Origin of the sequence: Pantoea sp. WEP (genome assembly GCF_041678305.1) — a bacterium.
Classification (GTDB): domain Bacteria; phylum Pseudomonadota; class Gammaproteobacteria; order Enterobacterales; family Enterobacteriaceae; genus Pantoea; species Pantoea dispersa.
The window spans coordinates 266848-284045 of sequence record NZ_JBGNXB010000001.1; the positions used below are offsets into that span (position 1 = coordinate 266848).

11 protein-coding genes are annotated in these 17198 nt (G+C 58.7%); 3 read left to right on the forward strand and 8 right to left on the reverse strand.

What is annotated here, in order from left to right; genetic code table 11:
* Positions 1-341: 341 nt before the first annotated feature.
* Complete coding sequence (locus tag ABVR31_RS01225) at positions 342-707, forward strand: hypothetical protein (protein ID WP_372771706.1); 366 nt, start codon at positions 342-344, stop codon at positions 705-707.
* 73 nt (positions 708-780) lie between these two features.
* On the opposite strand, the gene ABVR31_RS01230 is transcribed toward ABVR31_RS01225, so the two are convergent.
* The 7 genes from ABVR31_RS01230 to ABVR31_RS01260 form a co-directional block, all read right to left on the reverse strand.
* Complete coding sequence (locus tag ABVR31_RS01230) at positions 781-3786, reverse strand: autotransporter outer membrane beta-barrel domain-containing protein (protein WP_288424394.1); 3006 nt, start codon at positions 3784-3786, stop codon at positions 781-783.
* 82 nt (positions 3787-3868) lie between these two features.
* Entirely contained in the window at positions 3869-4426 is a 558-nt protein-coding gene (locus ABVR31_RS01235; protein WP_288424397.1) for a hypothetical protein, read from the reverse strand.
* 14 nt (positions 4427-4440) lie between these two features.
* Positions 4441-6849 carry a fimbria/pilus outer membrane usher protein gene (locus ABVR31_RS01240; protein WP_288424400.1) on the reverse strand — a complete coding sequence of 803 codons (2409 nt, stop codon included), beginning with the start codon at positions 6847-6849 and terminating at the stop codon, positions 4441-4443.
* A gap of 11 nt (positions 6850-6860) precedes the next feature.
* Positions 6861-7562: a fimbria/pilus chaperone family protein gene (locus tag ABVR31_RS01245; RefSeq protein WP_288424403.1), complete on the reverse strand. Its 702-nt coding sequence runs from the start codon at positions 7560-7562 to the stop codon at positions 6861-6863.
* A gap of 65 nt (positions 7563-7627) precedes the next feature.
* Complete coding sequence (locus tag ABVR31_RS01250; protein WP_288424406.1) at positions 7628-8320, reverse strand: DUF1120 domain-containing protein; 693 nt, start codon at positions 8318-8320, stop codon at positions 7628-7630.
* Positions 8321-8401: 81 nt separating this feature from the next.
* A complete protein-coding gene (locus tag ABVR31_RS01255) occupies positions 8402-9094 on the reverse strand; it encodes a DUF1120 domain-containing protein (protein ID WP_288424409.1) in 693 nt (230 codons plus the stop codon).
* Positions 9095-10296: 1202 nt separating this feature from the next.
* Positions 10297-10899 (reverse strand): hypothetical protein, encoded by a 603-nt coding sequence (locus ABVR31_RS01260; RefSeq protein ID WP_372771707.1) that lies wholly within the window; start codon positions 10897-10899, stop codon positions 10297-10299.
* 248 nt (positions 10900-11147) lie between these two features.
* On the opposite strand from ABVR31_RS01260, the gene ABVR31_RS01265 reads away from it, so the two are divergent.
* The gene (locus ABVR31_RS01265) at positions 11148-11774 is read left to right on the forward strand and encodes a response regulator (RefSeq protein WP_288424415.1); all 627 of its coding nucleotides are present in this window, start codon (positions 11148-11150) and stop codon (positions 11772-11774) included.
* A 2-nt stretch (positions 11775-11776) separates the two neighbouring features.
* The gene (locus ABVR31_RS01270) at positions 11777-15397 is read left to right on the forward strand and encodes a response regulator (RefSeq protein WP_288424418.1); all 3621 of its coding nucleotides are present in this window, start codon (positions 11777-11779) and stop codon (positions 15395-15397) included.
* Between the two features lie 322 nt (positions 15398-15719).
* Here the strand turns inward: ABVR31_RS01270 and ABVR31_RS01275 are convergent, their stop codons facing one another.
* Entirely contained in the window at positions 15720-17126 is a 1407-nt protein-coding gene (locus tag ABVR31_RS01275; RefSeq protein WP_372771708.1) for an autotransporter outer membrane beta-barrel domain-containing protein, read from the reverse strand.
* Between the last annotated feature and the right edge of the window lie 72 nt (positions 17127-17198).

Below are 17198 nucleotides of genomic sequence, written 5' to 3' on the forward strand. Positions count from 1 at the left end.
TTTCCCTCACCCTAACCCTCTCCCGCAAGCGGGAGAGGGAACTGGCCAGTGCCGGTTGAGGAAAGGGAGCTGGGCGGTGCATACCTTTCACACTTTCCACCCGCTGCGCCTTCCTGGTTAACTCATGTGATGCACTGCATTCCCCACCCGCAGCGGACAACTCCCTCGCCCGCTTGCGGGAGAGGGCCGGGGTGAGGGCAAACCCAAACCCAAACGACTAAGAATCTCCCCCATTTGTCAGACTGCACTGACCGGCGCGTAGGCCTGGTCTCATTAACCTTAAACCTGCCAGTCCTTAAAATAGCCTGAGGCCAGCCGGTCAGCACAGGGGAAGCGCAGGGATGAAAGACGCATACATGGATTGGTTTATTCACCACTTTATTCAGCCGCCGCGCCAGGCGCGCGTGCGTTTGCTGGCTTATACCGGCGGGCCGGTGGCCGCGCATCAGCTGGCGAACAGCCTGCCGCGCTGGCTCAATAACGATGTGCAGCACCTGCGACGCGGCATGATGCGCGAGTATCGCGCGCAGATTAACGGCATGGCGCATTTTCCGGCGCTGGTGACGGATTTCAATGACGCGCGCACGCTGGCGCTGGCGGAACTGCAGCCGCAAAAGGGAGGACGTCTGCTGGTGATCAGTCCCGGCGCCGGGCTGTTCTTTCTGTTTCAGCCGCAGGGCGGTGGACGCGTAGGGCGTGTCGCTTAACGCGCTGCGGCACCCTGTCAGCCAGACAGTGGTGCCGCAGCAAAAGGCACGCTGAATGCGTGCCAGATGAGGATCAGAACTGCCAGCGCAGGCCCGCGCTGCCGCTCCACGGTGATGTCAGCTTATCGCCGTGGCTCCAGCTGGCGTCCGCATACAGCGCAACATCGCGCGTCAGTGAGACGTTAACGCCCGCGCCCAGCTCCAGTCGTTGGCCCGCCAGATTGCTGTTCATGCGTTGATCGTTAACGCTGACGGCATTATCGCGCACCAGCTCCTGCGCCAGCGCGGCACGCAGCCACGGCTGCACTTTGCCGCCGTTCTCCAGCGCCAGCTCGCGTCCACCGGTCAGGTTCAGCGTTGCCAGACGCGATCCGCCAGACGCCGCCTTCGCCGCCAGATCGTTACTCAGGCGATATGCTTTGCCCTGCACCCTCAGCGAGGAGAACTGCAGTGATGGCTCGGCGAACCAGCCGTTCTGATAGTTAAACTTGCGGCCCAGCTCCAGCGAGGCGCCAAATCCGGCGGTCTGATAGCTGCCGCTGGCCTTGCTGCCATCGGACATACGCGCGTCGGCGCGGTTGCTGAAGTTGTTGGCTTTCACTACCGCATCGGCGAACCAGCCGTCATTCAACAGCCAGGTGTGATAGCCACCAATATAGAAACTGTTGATGGTGCCCTGGCTGCCGCCGCTGAGGGCCAGCCGGCTTTTGCTGATGCCGCTGAACACGCCGAGCAGGCGCTGGCCATAACCGGTGGTTTTGGCGCTATCGACGCCCATCGCTACGCCCTGCATCTGCTGGCGCCACGCCACGCCGCTGCGCGCATTGATACGCCAGTCATTGCCGATGACGCGCGTCCAGGCGCCGCCCTGCGCTGCGCTGTTGCGCACTTCGCCAAGACGGGTACGCAGATTAGTTAGCTCGCTGTACCAGGCGATCGGCGCGGCGTTAAACAGTGCGGTGACTGTGGCGGCGGAAGGCGTTGGTAACGGCTGCTTGTCCTCATCGTGCTTCTGCGCCAGCACCCAGTCCTGGCCGCGCTGCTCCAGCTGATACTGCCACGCGCCGGCATCCACCACGCCGTGCTCCAGCGCAAAGTGGGCATCGCCGCCGCCGGTAGTCACCACCGTCAGCGCCGCGTCGCTCTGCTGCGGTTCGCGCCCGCTGTTACTAATCCCCAGCCGATGATCGCCGCTGGCAGCGCCCACAACACGAATCAGATCGCCCTGCAATGCTGCCAGATCGGTGTTCAGGTGATAGCTGCCGTTGCCGCTCAGCGTTTGCACATCCAGCGTGCTGAAGCCGCTGGCCTGCGGGGCAAAGCTCACGTTACCGTCGCTGTGCAGCGTATTAAGCGTTGAGCTGGCGCTGAGCTGCCACTGGCTGCTGGCGTCGAGCGTCAGACTATCGGCACCCTGAACGCTGCCGCTCAGCTGTGAGGCGTTGCTTAGCGCCAGCGCCACCCGGCTGGCGGCGTCGGCGCGCACGTCGCCTTGCAGCCGTACATGGTTATCCGCGTTCAGCATGACTTCTGACGGCAGCGTGCCGCTCGCCACGTCCAGCAGCGCGTCGCCGCCCTGCAGCTGGCTGCCGTTGGTCAGCGTAATGTCAGCGCTGCTGTTGGTCACTTTGATGGCCGCACCCTGCTGGCTGACGATGTGCGTACTGTCGAGCGTTACCGTGCTGCTGTCGCCGTTGCTGTTGGCGTTCACCAGCAAACCCGCTGCCTGCTGGCCTGCGGTGCTGAACGTGCTGTGCTGCAGCTGCATACTGCCAGAGCGCACCCAGGCGCCGTGCGCGCCAGCGCCTTCTGTTTTGACATCCACCTGCTTACCGCTGATCGCCGAGCCCGGATAGGCCAGCAGGCCGGTGGCGGAATCACCGGCGGTGCGCACCTGAGTATTGGCCAGATTGATGTTGCCGCCGCGCGCGGCAAACACGCCGATGGCGCCGGAGCCGTGGGTTTCCACCGTCAGATGCAGCGCATCAACCTGCGCTTCGCTGTACAGACCATAGCTGCCAGCTCCCTGCGTGCTGAGCGCGACATTTTCCAGCGTGGCGTTGCCAAACTGCGCGTGAAATGCGTGTGCGTTGTTGCCCTCGCTGCTAAAGCGACTGTCCTGCGCGTGGGCGGAGGCGCTCTCCGAGGCGATCCACAGCGTGTGCGCGTTATCGGCGTGCGTGTTAAAGCTGCCGCCGAGTAGCGTGGCGGTCGAGCGATTGTTGACGTTGACCGCCATACCGCTTTGCGTGTCGACCGTAACGTTATTGAGCAGCACATCGCCGCCCAGCGTGTAAACGCCGTCACCGGCGTCAGTCACGATCTGGCTGTCACTCAGCGTCACGCTGCCGCGTCCGCTGCTGCCCTGCGGGTTATAGATCTCAATGCCGCGATGACGGTCACTGACGTTGATCGCTACCTGACTGCCGTTCAGCGTACCGTTGCCCAGCTCGATTGCCGCACGCGTGCCGGCACCGCTCAGTTCAATGGTCACATCGCTGAGCGCCGCGCGCGCATTGCCGCGTCCGCCCCCGCCCAGCGCTAATCCGCCGCCATTTTCACCGCTGGCGCTGATGCGGCTGTCGCGCAGCGTCAGCTGGCCCTGGCTGAGGGTAACGCCGGTGGCATCGCGCCCGCGGCTGCTGAGCGTGACATCCGTCAGGGTGACCTCGCTGTCGCCGCTGGCCATCACGCCGGCGCTGCTGTCGCCCAGCGTGCTGATGCTGCCGCCGCGCATCACTAATTGTCCGTCGCTGAGGTTCGCGCCGTGCGCCATCACGCCGTCAGTGGCGAGATGGGCACCATCCAGTTCGATGCGTCCGCCGTTCAGTGCCTGCGCCGCATACAGCAGGCTACCGGTGGTGACGAAGTTCAGGCCGGGCACGGCGGTGGTGAGCAGACTGCTGGCGCCGCTGGCCAGCAGCGGATAGTCACGCGCGCTGCGTGATTCGTAGCCGCTGGTCGCCGCGACTTTGGCACCGTCGAGCGCCTGCCACGCCGAGGCCGCCTGCGCACCGCTGGCAACCAGCAGCGCCAGCGCGCAGCTGTAAGAGAGAGGGGAAAGTCGGAAGTGTGCCATGTCTGTTCTCCTTTTTATGGCGTAAAAAAACGGGCGCATCAGTGCGCCCGTTGCGGGAATGGCGGAGCGGTGCAGCGCGGAGTTAGCGCAGCAGCTCCAGGGTCAGTCGTGCTTCGTTGTCGGTTTGCAGCGCCACGCGTGATGCGCTCTCCGGCAGCAGTGGCACAATTTCCAGCTGCGCGGTAAAGGCTTTCCCTTCCACCACATTGCCGTTCTGCACCGCGCTGAACGGCTCGCCGGGACGCAGCAGCAGGCTTTCGCTGCTCTGGCCACTTTGCTCCTGAAGCAGCGCGACCGGCTGGCCGTCGAGCCGCGCGTCGTACAGCCGCAGCCGCACGCTGCCGTGCTCACCCCAGCGCAGTGCGCCATCCAGCGCGCGATCGCCACGCAGTGCCAGTTTCATCGGCTGGCTATACGGACACACCACGCCGAGCAGCAGCTCGCGTTTGCCGGGCGAAAGCTGACCGCCGCCAGCGTCCGTCAGCTGATAGCGCGTCTGGCGACCATAGTTTACTTCCTGCGTGCCGAGCGACAGCGAGCAGGGCGTATCCTGCGCCACCTGGGGCAGTGTAGGCAGGCTGGCCAGTGCGTTCTGGCACAGCAGCAGTGTCAGCCCGAGCGGGTAAAACAGATGCTTCATCTTCTTCTCTCCTGTTAGCTGCACTGCGCGCTGGCGTTTTCAAACAGTCCGGCGTCCTGCGGCTTTGCGGGCAACTTCAGATCGAAGCTGCAAATAGTTTTGCCGCCCAGCTGCACTTCCATGCGGCCACCGTCACCGGCATCGGAAATAAAGATGCTGCCGTCGCTGCCCACTGCCGTCACGAAGTTATCTTTGGCGTCGAACACGCTGGCGCCATACGGCAGGACTTTGCCGACGTTATCCTTCACGTCGACCAGTACGCGGCGGCTGCGTACGATATCGAACGCCAGATAACTCACTGACCCGCGTGCGGCGCTGGTTTCCTGTACGCCGTTGGCGATATCAACGTTCTTCTTCAGGCTGCGTGCATCAATCTGCACCTGAGAACGGCGATAGCTACTGAGTGATGGAATGACCGCATAGCCGCGTCCGTCCGTCCAGGTTGGGCCGCCTGGCGTATCCAGCCGCACGCCGCGCTCGTCGCCAACTTTGGCAATGCCGAAGGTATCGCCGATGCGATACGGCGACAGCGTGACGCCACCGCCGTGCACCACTGCGCCACCGCTGGCACGCAGCGACCAGCTGGTGCTGTCTTCCGCGTAACGGCTCAGGCTGCCGCTCAGCTGGCTGACCGGCGTCACCATATCCATACCGGCGCTCAGGCTGTCGCGCTGCTGGCGGAAGTCGCGCTCGGCCGACAGGCTCCAGCTGCGATCCTGCGACAGCCGGTCGTTGTAACGCGCACCGGCACGGGCACCATTTTTATCGCTGTGGTTGAGGTAGCTGCTGACGGTTTTTGAATCACCAAATGGCACATTGAGCGCCATATAAACGCGCTGCTCTGGCGTGTTGTTGCGTCCACCACCGCTGCGTTCGACGTTGAGGCTGAGGTAAGCGCGGTCAAACGATTTGCTCCAGCCGCCGCGCAGATACGAGATGCTGTCGCCGTTAAACGTGCGGCTGCGTGCCCAGCCGAGTGAGAAAGTACCGACATCGCCACCGGCCCAGCTGATGCCAGCGCCAATCTGGTCGCGGCTGCTGTAATCACGCTGACGACGCTCATTCTGCTGCGCATCGCCCATATCGCTGTAACCCTTGCTTTGGGTGGCGGCGTTGAGACTCAGGCTGATGCGCTCGCTGACTTTCTGGCTCACTGCGCTATACACCGACACGCCGCGATCGCCGTGGCGCGCATCCTGGCTGGCGGTGATTTGCAGCTGGGTTTGCGTACGGTTGAACGGCTGGCTGTTGAGGCTGATGGCGGCGGCGCGCCACTGCGCGGTGGTCATCAGACCGGCGGTGAAAATATTGCGCGCGTTCAGTTCCCAGCCGCGCGACAGCGTGGCCACCCACGGCGAACCGGCGTTGCTCGCCAGCTGCGTCATTTTACCCACGCCAATCGACAGGCCCGGTGCGCTGCCGCTGCTCATTGGCAGCGACGCAGCCGGCACCACGAACTCCTGCTTATTGCCTTGGGTATCCGTGAGCGTTACCTGCAAATCGTTGCGGGTATTGAGCAGGGAGAAACCCTGCAGTTTGAACGGACCGGCCGGCACGCTGGTGCTGTACACCAGCACGCCCGCCTGGCGTACTTCGACCACCGACGCGCTGTTCGCGATGCCTTCCACCAGCCCGGCGCCGCCGCGCTTCTCCAGACCGAGCTCAGGAAAAAGCTGCACCCCCAGCACCTGGCCGGTGCCGAACAGCGAGTTTTGCAGGTTGATCTGGCCCACCTGCAGCACCTGTTTAGTCTGGGTAAAACTACGCTGGGCATAGGCACCCTGATGGTTGAGTGAGACTTCACCGTTGAAGCGCGATACCGTCTGACGGCTGCGCACAATCCAGTCGCTGACGTTAAATCCGCCTTCCAGCCCAACCTGCATGAAGTTGAGCCCGGCGTTTTTGCCAATCGAATCGAGGTATTGCGCGTCGTAGCTCAGCATGCCGGCGGCACCGCCGTGCTGCCAGCTATCATGCTGATCCGGCGCGGCCAGCGCCTGTTGTGGCACCAGCAGCGACAGCCGCTCTTCGCCAGGATCAGCGCTGATTTCCGCCTGCTGCCAGGCGCTTTTCAGATCAAAACAGCCGTCGTCGCTGACGCCGCGCGGCACCAGCAGGCCGGCGGCTTTCAGGAAGGTGCGATCGATACAAGGCTCGCCCTGCTCATCGAAGGTGACTCGCACCCGACCGCGTTCAGCGCCGTTGACGCGCAGTGCCACCGTGGTCGCGCCGGGCAGGAAGCGCGGCGCATTTTTAAACAGCGCCGCAAGTTTCGGGTCGATACCGCGCGCGGCCAGCGCGGCGCTATCAAACTCCAGCTCCTCAGCACCGTAAGCGGAGAAGCAGCAGAGCGCCGGGAACAGTACCGCGCACAGCAGGCGCGGGCGCGGCAGCAGACGTCGTGTCGTGTTAATTCCAGGCACGGCTCACTCCATTAGCGCGCGAGCGGCGCGTCGTAGGTGTCGACGCTGTAACCCCAGGTGGTGGCCGGAGAGATGCGTACCTGTTGTGCATTTCCGGCTTTTTTGCCGTCCTGCGCCGTCAGGGTAAATGTCTGGCCCGGCAGCACGTAGCTGTTCGGCAGCATGTAGACGTTGCGGTTGGGCAGCGTCTGCACCGCCTGGTTCAGGCGCACCACGTACGGTGAGTCATTGCTGACGGTCAGCTGGTCGCCCTGCATTTTCCAGTTCAGGCGTTTCCACGGTGCCATCTCTTTGGCCAGACCGGCCGGACGGATGATCACCGGCAGGTTCTGCCGCACCGTCATGCGCACTTCGCTGGAGTCTTTTTTCTGCGGCGGCACGCCTTCCACCACCACGCGCTTCAGGCGTTCGGTTTTCAGCGGCTCTTTGGTGGTAAGAATAAAACGTACGCGCTGCGATTTGCCCGGCTCGACGCGCGCCGCCGGCGGCGTCACGGTCAGCAGCGGTTCTTTATCGTCTGGCGTGTCCTGCAGCGTGGTCAGTAGCAAAACGGGGGTAGCATCCGTATTTTTAATATTAATCGCCCCTTCACCATCGCTTTGTTCAACAATTACTACTGAGCTATCTGGCACCATACCGGTGGCAAATGTGGAAGAGTATGGGATTAGTAAAGCAGCAATGAGCAGCCAATAACGTAAAGTTGAGTTAGACATAATTTTCTCCCGGCTAAAAATGAATAAAACATTAAAAATGGCCGGAGGTTTTCCGGCCTTTACTTTTAGAGGTAAACCATTTCCAGAGTGGTTAATCCATCCAGCTTGATTGGTTTGGAAATATCAAGTTCAGAGGATTTGTTTAAATATGAATATACATTAATAGTTGCACTCATGGTTTCAAATGAAGATGGGATCGCTTCTTCACCGGTGTACCAGGTATCAAATTTAATTCTTCCTTGGTTATCATAAATTGAATTGTTAGTGCTTTTAGACCATGCTGTTTTATCAAAACTTGAAGATACATTAGCAACTACACCATCTAGTGTAACGTTACTATAAGTTAAAGCATAAGCACCGATACGTTTTTCACCGTCGAGACCGAATCCTACAAAACCAGCATAAGAAGGAGATCCAGGCTTGATAAAACCATTGCCTGAGCCCGCTGCGCCCTCTGCATTATAATATACTAATGCTGAACCCTTGCGGCCACTGATTGCGCTCAAGGCAACTTTTGCTGGTGCAGTACATGCAATCGTTAGGCTAATTTCTTTAGCTGGCAGAGCATTATAATTATCAGCAGATAAGCCATTGGCAGCGATTGTGCCATAGTCTACCGTTCCATTGCCGCTTAAGTTAGGTGTACACGCTGCAGGAGATATTGCACCAATAACACGCATGTCGGTACTTTCCGCCATAGTCGCGAATGAGGCAGCCATAACTGCTACTGCGCAGGCATTTTTTATCATCTTTTTCATGGTTTATTTCCTTATTGATTATTTTGATTGTGATTATTTGAGTTGTTGTTTCTTAATGCAGCTAGCTGATAACTTATAAAGTTACAGGTAAACCAGTTCGATTGTCGTCAAACCATCAAGATTTACTGGTTTGGTAAGATCGAGCTCTGAAGACTTATTCAGATAAGTTTTCACCGTCAGCTTGGCATTCATATTTTCAAAAGAAAGTGGCGCGACGTCAGTACCGTTACTCCATGTGATGAAATTGTCATTGCCACTAGCCTGATAAAGGCCGTTTGCATTGCTGTCGGACCAGGTCTGCTTATCTTCGGATTTAATTGGCCGACCGTTGACACCGTCTACTACTACATCGCTCACTACCACGCCGTAGGCACCAATTTTTTTCTCGCCGTCCATGCCCAAACCGGCCACGCCGAAGTCGGCTGACTGACCCAGATTCACCAGCGGTTTCGCTGCGCCGTTAGTGCCTTCGGCACCATCTGATAAAGTGGTATTTTTACGTCCGCTAACCGCTTTAATCGCCACTTTTGCAGGTGCATCACACACGATATTCAGCGTGGTCTCTTTATCCGCTAGGACGGTATAATTGTCTTTACTGAGAGACGCTGGCGCGATAGTACCAAAATCAACCGTACCGCTACCGGCAAGCATCGGCTTACACGCTGGCGGAGTAATCGTTCCGATTACTTTCAGCTCTATGCTTTCAGCCATTACGTTGGCCGAGGCCGCCAGCACAGCGAGGGCGCAGGCGGTTTTCATCATTTTGTTCATCATGGTTTATTTCCTTCGTTGTGTTTAATAACCTTCTTCCCTGATAAATAAAACGGAGAAGGCGATGGGCATTATCCCGATAGTGTGCTGGGTTAATGTCCTTTAAAAATAATGTGGCTGTCTTCTCTTACAGGCTATTAGTGATAACAGCGCAGGTAATCAGATTATTGCTTTATTATCTTTTAGCGGTGTTGCTGCTAAGCGATGAAGTTATAATAGAGCGAAAGTTCCTGTGTCACTATGCGAATGTTCATCGGTGTTCTGTAGTCCCTGTCTTAAGAATTAAATTAAAAAATGTCTGAGACAGTGGTTAATATTTTAAAGGTTACGTGTCAATTAAGACCGGTCTGTAATTTTTATTATCCTGCGAATTAATGATTGTGTAATTATTTTGCCGCGCTGTTTGGTGCGCGGTGTTATTACTGCGCTGTCCAGGTGCGCATGAATGCGCACCCTACGGATTTATAACCGCTTTGCGACGTGCGGTTTATTGCGTGAATCTGGCTGTCGCACCGCTGTCAATTGCGCAATAAATTGCGCCGCTACGGTTGGTGCGTGTTGTTATTGCTGTGCCGTCCGGGTGGCAGAGTGTGCAGTCGCGCCGGTTGCAGCGGTTTATGGCTGCGCCATTCATGTGCCCGGTTTCCAGACCGCAGGTGTCGTAGCGGCGCGATTTATCGCGCGAGTCCGCCAGCCGCAACGCGGTAGATTGCGCAATAAATTGCGCCGCTACGGTTGGTGCGTGTTGTTATTGCTGTGCCGTCCGGGTGGCAGAGTGTTCAGTCGCACCGGTTGCAGCGATGATATGGCTGCGCCATTCAGGTGCCTGGTTTACAGACCGCAGGTGTCGTAGCGGCGCGATTTATCGCGCGAATCCGCCAGCCGCACCGCGGTAGATTGCGCAATGAGTTGCGCCGCTACGGTTGGTGCAAAGAGTTATTGCTGCACCGTCCGGATGGCAGATTGTTCAGTCGCAGCGGTTGTAGCGGTGTTATGGCTGCGCCATTCAGCTGCCCGGTTTCCAGACCGCAGGTGCCGTAGCGGCGCGATTTATCGCGCGAGTCCGCCAGCCGCACCGCAGTAGATTGCGCAATAAATTACGCCGCTACGGTTGGTGCACGGTTTTATTACTGCGCTATCCAGGTGCGCATGAATGCGCACCCTAAGGATTTATATACGCTTTTGCGACGTGCGCTTTCCCACAATTAAATCGGGCGGCGGCCGGTACAGGCCAGCATCGCGCTCAGCGAGGGAAACCCGCTGCGCGCCAGGCTGTTGACCTTGCTGCGGCTAATCTCACGCGGGTGCAGGCCCATTTCACGCGCAATGCGTGCTGGCTTCATGCCGCGCAGCAGGGCGCACATTACGCGTTTTTCGCGTGCCAGCGCATTGCGGCCCGGTGCGGCGTAATCGTAGCGCGACGGTTTACGCTGCAGCTGCTGGCCAATGCTGCGCTGCAGTACCTCAGCCCGATCGTTTTTGCTCATCACCGCAGAGAACCCGGCGGCCACCAGCGTCTGACGCATCGGCTCGGTCTCTTCATCCAGCAGAATCAGCGTATGGCCTTTAAACCACTCGGGAATCAGCAGCAGCTCGGCCAGGCCGGCGGCGTCACGCGGCAGTTCGGTAATCAGTAAATCGGCGTGGTTGAACATCAGCTCTTCCGCTACCGTTTCCGGCGCAATCTGCAGCGTTTGTACGCTGCAATCCTTCAGCGGCTGGCACAACGCACGTAAACCGGTCAGTGCAAAATGGCAGCTGAGCGCAATAATGATTCTCTTCGGCTTATTATCACTGCCTGCTTTCACTGGAATCTCCTTTCCCATATTTACGCCCTTACATTTAAATACAACTCATATTGTTCGCAGAGTAATTAATTCGCGATAGTGAGATCTTACGATTAAATTCCGCACAGGGATATGGGAATGTTCATCGGTGACGTGTAGGACGCGACCTACGTTTTGTTATTTGATTGTGGTTGATTCAGGGTTGAATTTATTAGTCTAATAGTCAGGTAATTAACTTTTCTCTTTAAGGTCACGTCAGGAAATAAAACATGGCGAAATTTATTGTCGTCGACGATCATCCTATGGCCCGCATGGCGGTAAGCTTTCTTCTTGAAAAAGAAGGGCATAGTATGGTCGCCGAAACCGATGATGGTTATGAAGCGCTGCAGCTTATCGATCAGCATTATCCGGATATCGTGGTGATGGATATTGATATTCACTCGCTGAACGGCATCGAAGTGGTTAAAGCGCTGCGTGCTAAGAGTTTTCCGGGTATTATTATTATCGTCTCAGGTAAGAATCAGAACTTTTATGCGGTACAGAGTGTGCGCTGCGGAGCGAATGGTTTTATCAGTAAAAAAGACAATTTGCCGGAAATCATCACCGCAATCCGTGCAGCGCAAAGTGGCTATGGCTACTTCCCGCTGGCCGGTATTAATGTGCCGGCGGAAGAGAATCACATCCACTCTGACAAGCAGCTGCTGGAATCGCTGTCGCCGCAGGAATTTCAGGTCTTCACTTATCTGTTGAAGGGGCTGGATAACATGCGCATTGCTAACCGCATGAATCTCAGCAATAAAACCGTTTCAACTTACAAAGGCCGTCTGCTGGAGAAATTGCAGTGCAAAAGCCTGCGCGATCTCTTTGCCTTCGCCAATCGTAATCATATGGAGTAGCGATGCTGCGCCTGGTCACTCTGCTTCTGCTGCTGTTGAGCCCGCTGCTGGCCGCCCAGCCGCAGCCCGAGATATTTCAGTTGTTCAGCCGTGAAAAGCTGGCACCCCTGCATATTGAGTTGAGCGGTGATGAGTGGCGCTGGCTGCGCATTAAACATGAGCTGCGCATCGCGGTGTGGACACCGGAGCTGCCGCCTTACCTGATCTATCAGGAAGCTGCGGGCAGCGGCAACAGCGTGGAAGGCATCTACACCGATTATCTGCAACTGCTGGCGCGTAATCTTGGCGTGCAGGCGGTGATGGTGCGTTATCCCAGCCAGGCGGCGGCGCAGGCGGCGGTAAAAAGCGGCGCGGCGGATGCGCTGTTTAGCTCGCCGGGCCGCGAACTGCACGATGCGGCGGCCTTCAGGGCAACAGACAGTTTTCTCATCAACCGTCCGGTGGTGATCGCCGCGGAGAAGCAGGCCTCACAGCCGGTGCCGTACGATGCGCCGCTGCGCCTCGCCATGCGTGAAGGCTTTCTTACCGATGCTCAAATCAAACAGCATTTCCCTGACGCCACCATCGTGCGTTATCCCTCCAGCCAGGCGGCGCTGGCGGCGGTAGCGAGTGGTGAAGCGGACTATGCGCTCGGCAGCCTGCAGGCGGCGACGTTTTTGATTGAGCGCAGCTATGTCAATCAGCTGGCGCTGGCCGCGATTTTGCCGGAAGACGCACTATACGGCAGCCGTCTGGTGGTGAAAGCCGATAATCAGCCGCTGTTGCAAGCGCTGAATGCCGCCATCGCCGCCATTCCCGGCGAACAGCATCGGCTGATTTCGCGACAGTGGTCGCAGCGGCCGGACGTCTGGCGACTGCAGGATCCGCTCAGTCTGACGCCGCGCGAGCAGCAGTGGCTGCAGCATGCGCAGGTGAAGGTGGCGTTCAATCCGTTCTCCGCACCGCTGGCGCTGCTGGATGAGCAGGGTGAATTTCAGGGGATCAGCGCCGATCTGCTGCATCTGATCCAGCTGCGCACCGGGCTGTTTTTCACCCCGGTGCCGGCGTATTCGTGGCATGACGGCCTACAGCAGCTGGAGCAACATCAGGTAGCGATGCTGGCGGCGGTGGCGCAGGATGGCGGCCATCAGGAGGCGGTGCGCTTTACCCGACCTTACCTGAAGGTGCCGCTGGTGCTGCTGGTGCCGGACCAGCCCGATGCGCCGCAGGCGCTCTATCCCGGCATGAAGCTCAGTATCGTCAAAGGCAATCCGGCGCGTCGGGCGCTGCTGGATCGCTTCCCCACGCTGCAGCTGTCTGAAGTGGATAACGCCAGCCTGGCGCTGCAACTGTTGCAGGAGGGCAAGGTTGCCGGGCTGATCGATAACCAGCTGAGCGTGAACACGTTACTGGCGCGCTACGCGCAGCAGCCGCTGAAGATCGTGTCGCGCCTGTCGCTGCCGCCGGTGGAGCTGAGCTTTGCCGTCAGCCGCGATCAGCCGGAGCTGCTGAGCATTATTGATAAGGCGCTGGCCGACATTCAGCCGAGCGAAATCTCGCTGATTGCCAGCCGCTGGCAGGGCACACCACAGACCACGCGCACCACCTGGCAGCTGTACCGCGCGCAGTTTTACGCCATCACTCTGCTGACCGCGCTGCTGCTAATCGCCTGTCTGGCGTGGGTTTACTATCGCGGCAAAGAGGTGAAGCATCGCCGTCGCGCAGAAGCTGACCTGCAGGCCGAACTGCGCTTTCGCGATGCGCTGCTGAATGGCCTGCCAACACCGGTCTATGTGCTGGATCGCAACTGGAACGTGGTCAGTGCTAACGGTGCGTTTCAGCGCTTTTTTGCCGGCGTCGACGCGCAGCGCCTGAGCTTTTCGCTTTACGATCAGCGTCATCCGCTGTCGCCGCTCATCAGCAAACTCTATCCGCTGATGAGCCCGGAAGCGGTCAACGATCCGGAACTGGTGGCGCTGGCGCACAACAGTCTGTGGGGCGATACCGCCCAGGATCTGGAAATTGAGATCGAGAACGGCAGCGAAGCGCGCATGGTGCACCACTGGGCGCAGGAGCAGCGCGATGCGCAGGGCAATATCACCGGGCTGATCTGCGGCTGGCAGGATGTTACCGCCTACGAACTGCTGATGCTGGCGCTGCAGGCGGAGAAAAAGGTGGCGGATGAAGCCAACCGCGCCAAGAGTTCGTTTCTCGCCACCATGAGCCACGAGATCCGCACGCCGATCAGCGCCATCATCGGGCTGCTGGAGCTGGAAGGTCGCAAACAGCGCGATAACGAAGCCATTCAAATCGCCTACGAGTCGGCCAACACGCTGCTGGGGCTGATTGGCGATATCCTCGACATGGCCAAGATTGAGAGCGGTCAGCTGGAGCTGATGCCGGAGTGGGTCAGCACCGAGCAGCTGGTGCTGCCGGTGGTGCGGTTATTTGACGGCATGGCCAGCGGCAAAAATCTGACGCTGCACTATCACAGCGACACGCCGCCGGGGCTGGAAGTGTTTATTGATGCCGCGCGCTTCCGCCAGGTGATCGCCAATTACATCAATAACGCCATCAAGTTTACCCACGAAGGCGGCGTGGAAGTGCGGGTGATCGGCCATGAGTGGGAAGACGGTTCGCTGGAGCTGGAAATTGAGATCGAAGACAGCGGCGTGGGCATCAGCGCTGCCGATCAGGCCAAACTGTTTCAGCCGTTTGCCCAGACCGAAGAGGGACGCAAGCAGACCGGCACCGGCCTTGGCCTGGTGATCAGCGCCCAGCTGCTGGAGAAGATGCAGGGCACCATGAACCTCAACAGCCAGCCGGGACGCGGCACGCTGATTCAGCTTAATGTAATGATGCCGGCACGCCGGGCGCGCAAGCTGCTGGAGAAAACCCGCGTGGCGCGCAGCCGTGCGCTGCCACAGCTGAATATTCTGGTGGTCGACGATCATCCGGCCAACCGCCTGCTGCTGCGAAGCCAGCTCAGCGAGCTGGGCCAGCAGATCAGCGAAGCCAGCAGCGGCGAAGAGGCGCTGGCGCTGCTGGCGCATCAGGCGTTCGATCTGATTATTACCGACTGCAATATGCCGGGCATGAGCGGCATCGAACTGACGCAGACCCTGCGCCGCAGCGGCAACGCGGTGAAAATTTTTGGCCTGACGGCGAATGCGCAGTCGGACGTGCGCGTGCGCTGTCTTGAAGCGGGCATGAACGCCTGCCTGTTTAAGCCGCTGAAAATTGACAAGCTGGCTGAGCTGCTGAGCAGCAACGAGCCGGCCGCCGAAGTGCCGGCGCTGGATGCGCTGCTGTCGCTCGAATCGCTGCGCGCCATGGTGTATCACGACGATGCGATGGTGGCGAAGATGCTGGAGAAGGTCGGCGAGGAGAGCCGCAACGATATGCAGCAGTGCTGGCGTTATTTTGATGCGCAGGACTGGCCGGCGCTGGCCTCATCGCTGCATCGGCTGGGCGGATCGGCGCAGATCATTTATGCCGGCGAGATCGATGATCTGTGCGGGCAGATCGAGCGCGCCTGCCAAAGCGCTGAAGATCAGGAGGTCATCCGCGAAGGGCTTCTCCTGCTGGAAGAGAAGCTGGATACGCTGAACCAGTCGGTAGTGCATTATTTGCAGGCGTCGTAATGGCGCGGTGCGGTAATTGAAATTGCACGATAAATCGCGCCGCTACGGTTTGTGCGACTGGATAATGCAGATATCCCTTCCATGTGTTGCCGCTGATAACCGCACGGATGGTAGCGGCGCAATTTATTGCGCAATGACGTTTATCTAAGAAAACATTTTCATGCCGGTGCGCATGAATGCGCACCCTACGATGCTGTGCAACCTTGCCACAGATGCGCATGAATGCGCCTGACGACAAAACCTGTCCCGCATCGTTGTAGGGGCGCCATTTATGGCGACCAAACCATCCATCGCCAGCCATTCACCACCGCTTCCCTTATTATTAATTTAAAACGCCACTTTCACTCCGCTCAGCACATTCCAGTCGCTCACGCCGGGGCGATCCAGCCGCTGCTGCACCTGCAACTGCGTGCCGATCTCGACGCTTCTCATGCAGCTGCCAGCGGACGTAACCGCCCAGCTGGGCGCTGTGGCGGGCGCGCTCAATCGGCAAGCCGCGCATATCGCCGGCATCCAGCGTATTCTGCCTGCCGCTGTGCCAGACATAACGCGCCTCCAGCCCAATCTTCACTGACGACAGCGGCTGATAATCATACTTAACCCCGCCAGCCAGGCTGAACTGCGGCGCCAGCTGATAGTTCACCTGCGCACCCTGCTGCTCGGTGAAATCCGCAACATGCAGCCACTGCACACCGGCTGCGGCCAGCGGCATCAGGCTATGCGCATCCTGCAGCCAGCGCCAGCCCGCTTCTGCGCCGATATTGCCGCTAACGGCACTGATCCGCGCCACTTCACCCTGGGTTTCATGGCGTAAGGTGCCGCGATAATGCGTCAGCCCCAGCGGTATCTCCAGCTGCCAACCCTCAGGCGGCTGAATGCCGATCAGCGCATTAATACCCTGGGTTTGCATACGCAGCTGGCTGCGCCCGGCCGCCGTATTCGACAGCATAGTCGCTACGCCTTTGTGCACGCCCGCACTGAAGGCCAGCGGGCTCTGTTCCGCTTCAGGCGTCCAGCGCGCACCCAGCATCCAGCCCTGATAGCGGCTGGTGGCATCGCTATCGCCCTGCGCACTGCGATAACGCTCGCCGCCGCTATAGCCATACACAAACAGGTTGTGATGATCATCCATGCTCATCTGTTGGGCAGCGAAGTGGAAGCGGGTTTGCATGGCGTCGTTGAGGGCATACAGCATGTTGGGCAGGGCGAGGTAGGTCGGGATTTGTGGCGCAGGTGTGAGCTGTGGCGGTTCCGGCTCAGGCGGGGGTGGCGGCGGCAATATGACAGCTTCGCCTTTACCGGGGTCGGGTATCGGAGCCACGATGCCAGGATTATTAATATTCGGCAATCCTTCATCTTTCTCCCCGGTCAGGACCATGGTCTGTAACCGGTAATACCACAAATGATGGCTGTTATTGCCGGCCAGCACATTGGATCGCACCAGGCCTGAGGTTGCCGGATTGATCTCATCAAACCATGAGCCGCGGGCGATCATTTTCCCAAGCTGTTTAATCCCTTCGCCAGTCTGGCGGCTGACCTGGGCAAGCAGCGGCAGCTCAGGGATTTCCTGGGTTGTCTGGCCAGACGAAGGCTCTGGCAGAAACGGAATATTCGCAGCGTTAACGTTATTTTTTTGTAATGGTGAAAATGCAGGGTAGCGCTCATCAGCGAATGCAGGAAGGCTATAACAGAACGTACTGATCACCAGCGTCAGCGGGGTAAGTTTCATATTCTCTTCCATGGATGAAAATAGCGAGAATCGCAAACCTAAAGCGACCGACTAACGTGGCAATTAAGTTTT

What these genes read in the sequence shown, in the direction of transcription:
- ABVR31_RS01225 (WP_372771706.1), top strand. Translation starts at nt 342, where the DNA reads ATGAAAGACGCATACATGGATTGGTTTATTCACCACTTTATTCAGCCG.
- ABVR31_RS01230 (WP_288424394.1), bottom strand. Translation starts at nt 3,786, where the DNA reads ATGGCACACTTCCGACTTTCCCCTCTCTCTTACAGCTGCGCGCTGGCG.
- ABVR31_RS01235 (WP_288424397.1), bottom strand. Translation starts at nt 4,426, where the DNA reads ATGAAGCATCTGTTTTACCCGCTCGGGCTGACACTGCTGCTGTGCCAG.
- ABVR31_RS01245 (WP_288424403.1), bottom strand. Translation starts at nt 7,562, where the DNA reads ATGTCTAACTCAACTTTACGTTATTGGCTGCTCATTGCTGCTTTACTA.
- ABVR31_RS01250 (WP_288424406.1), bottom strand. Translation starts at nt 8,320, where the DNA reads ATGAAAAAGATGATAAAAAATGCCTGCGCAGTAGCAGTTATGGCTGCC.
- ABVR31_RS01255 (WP_288424409.1), bottom strand. Translation starts at nt 9,094, where the DNA reads ATGATGAACAAAATGATGAAAACCGCCTGCGCCCTCGCTGTGCTGGCG.
- ABVR31_RS01265 (WP_288424415.1), top strand. Translation starts at nt 11,148, where the DNA reads ATGGCGAAATTTATTGTCGTCGACGATCATCCTATGGCCCGCATGGCG.
- ABVR31_RS01270 (WP_288424418.1), top strand. Translation starts at nt 11,777, where the DNA reads ATGCTGCGCCTGGTCACTCTGCTTCTGCTGCTGTTGAGCCCGCTGCTG.
- ABVR31_RS01275 (WP_372771708.1), bottom strand. Translation starts at nt 17,126, where the DNA reads ATGAAACTTACCCCGCTGACGCTGGTGATCAGTACGTTCTGTTATAGC.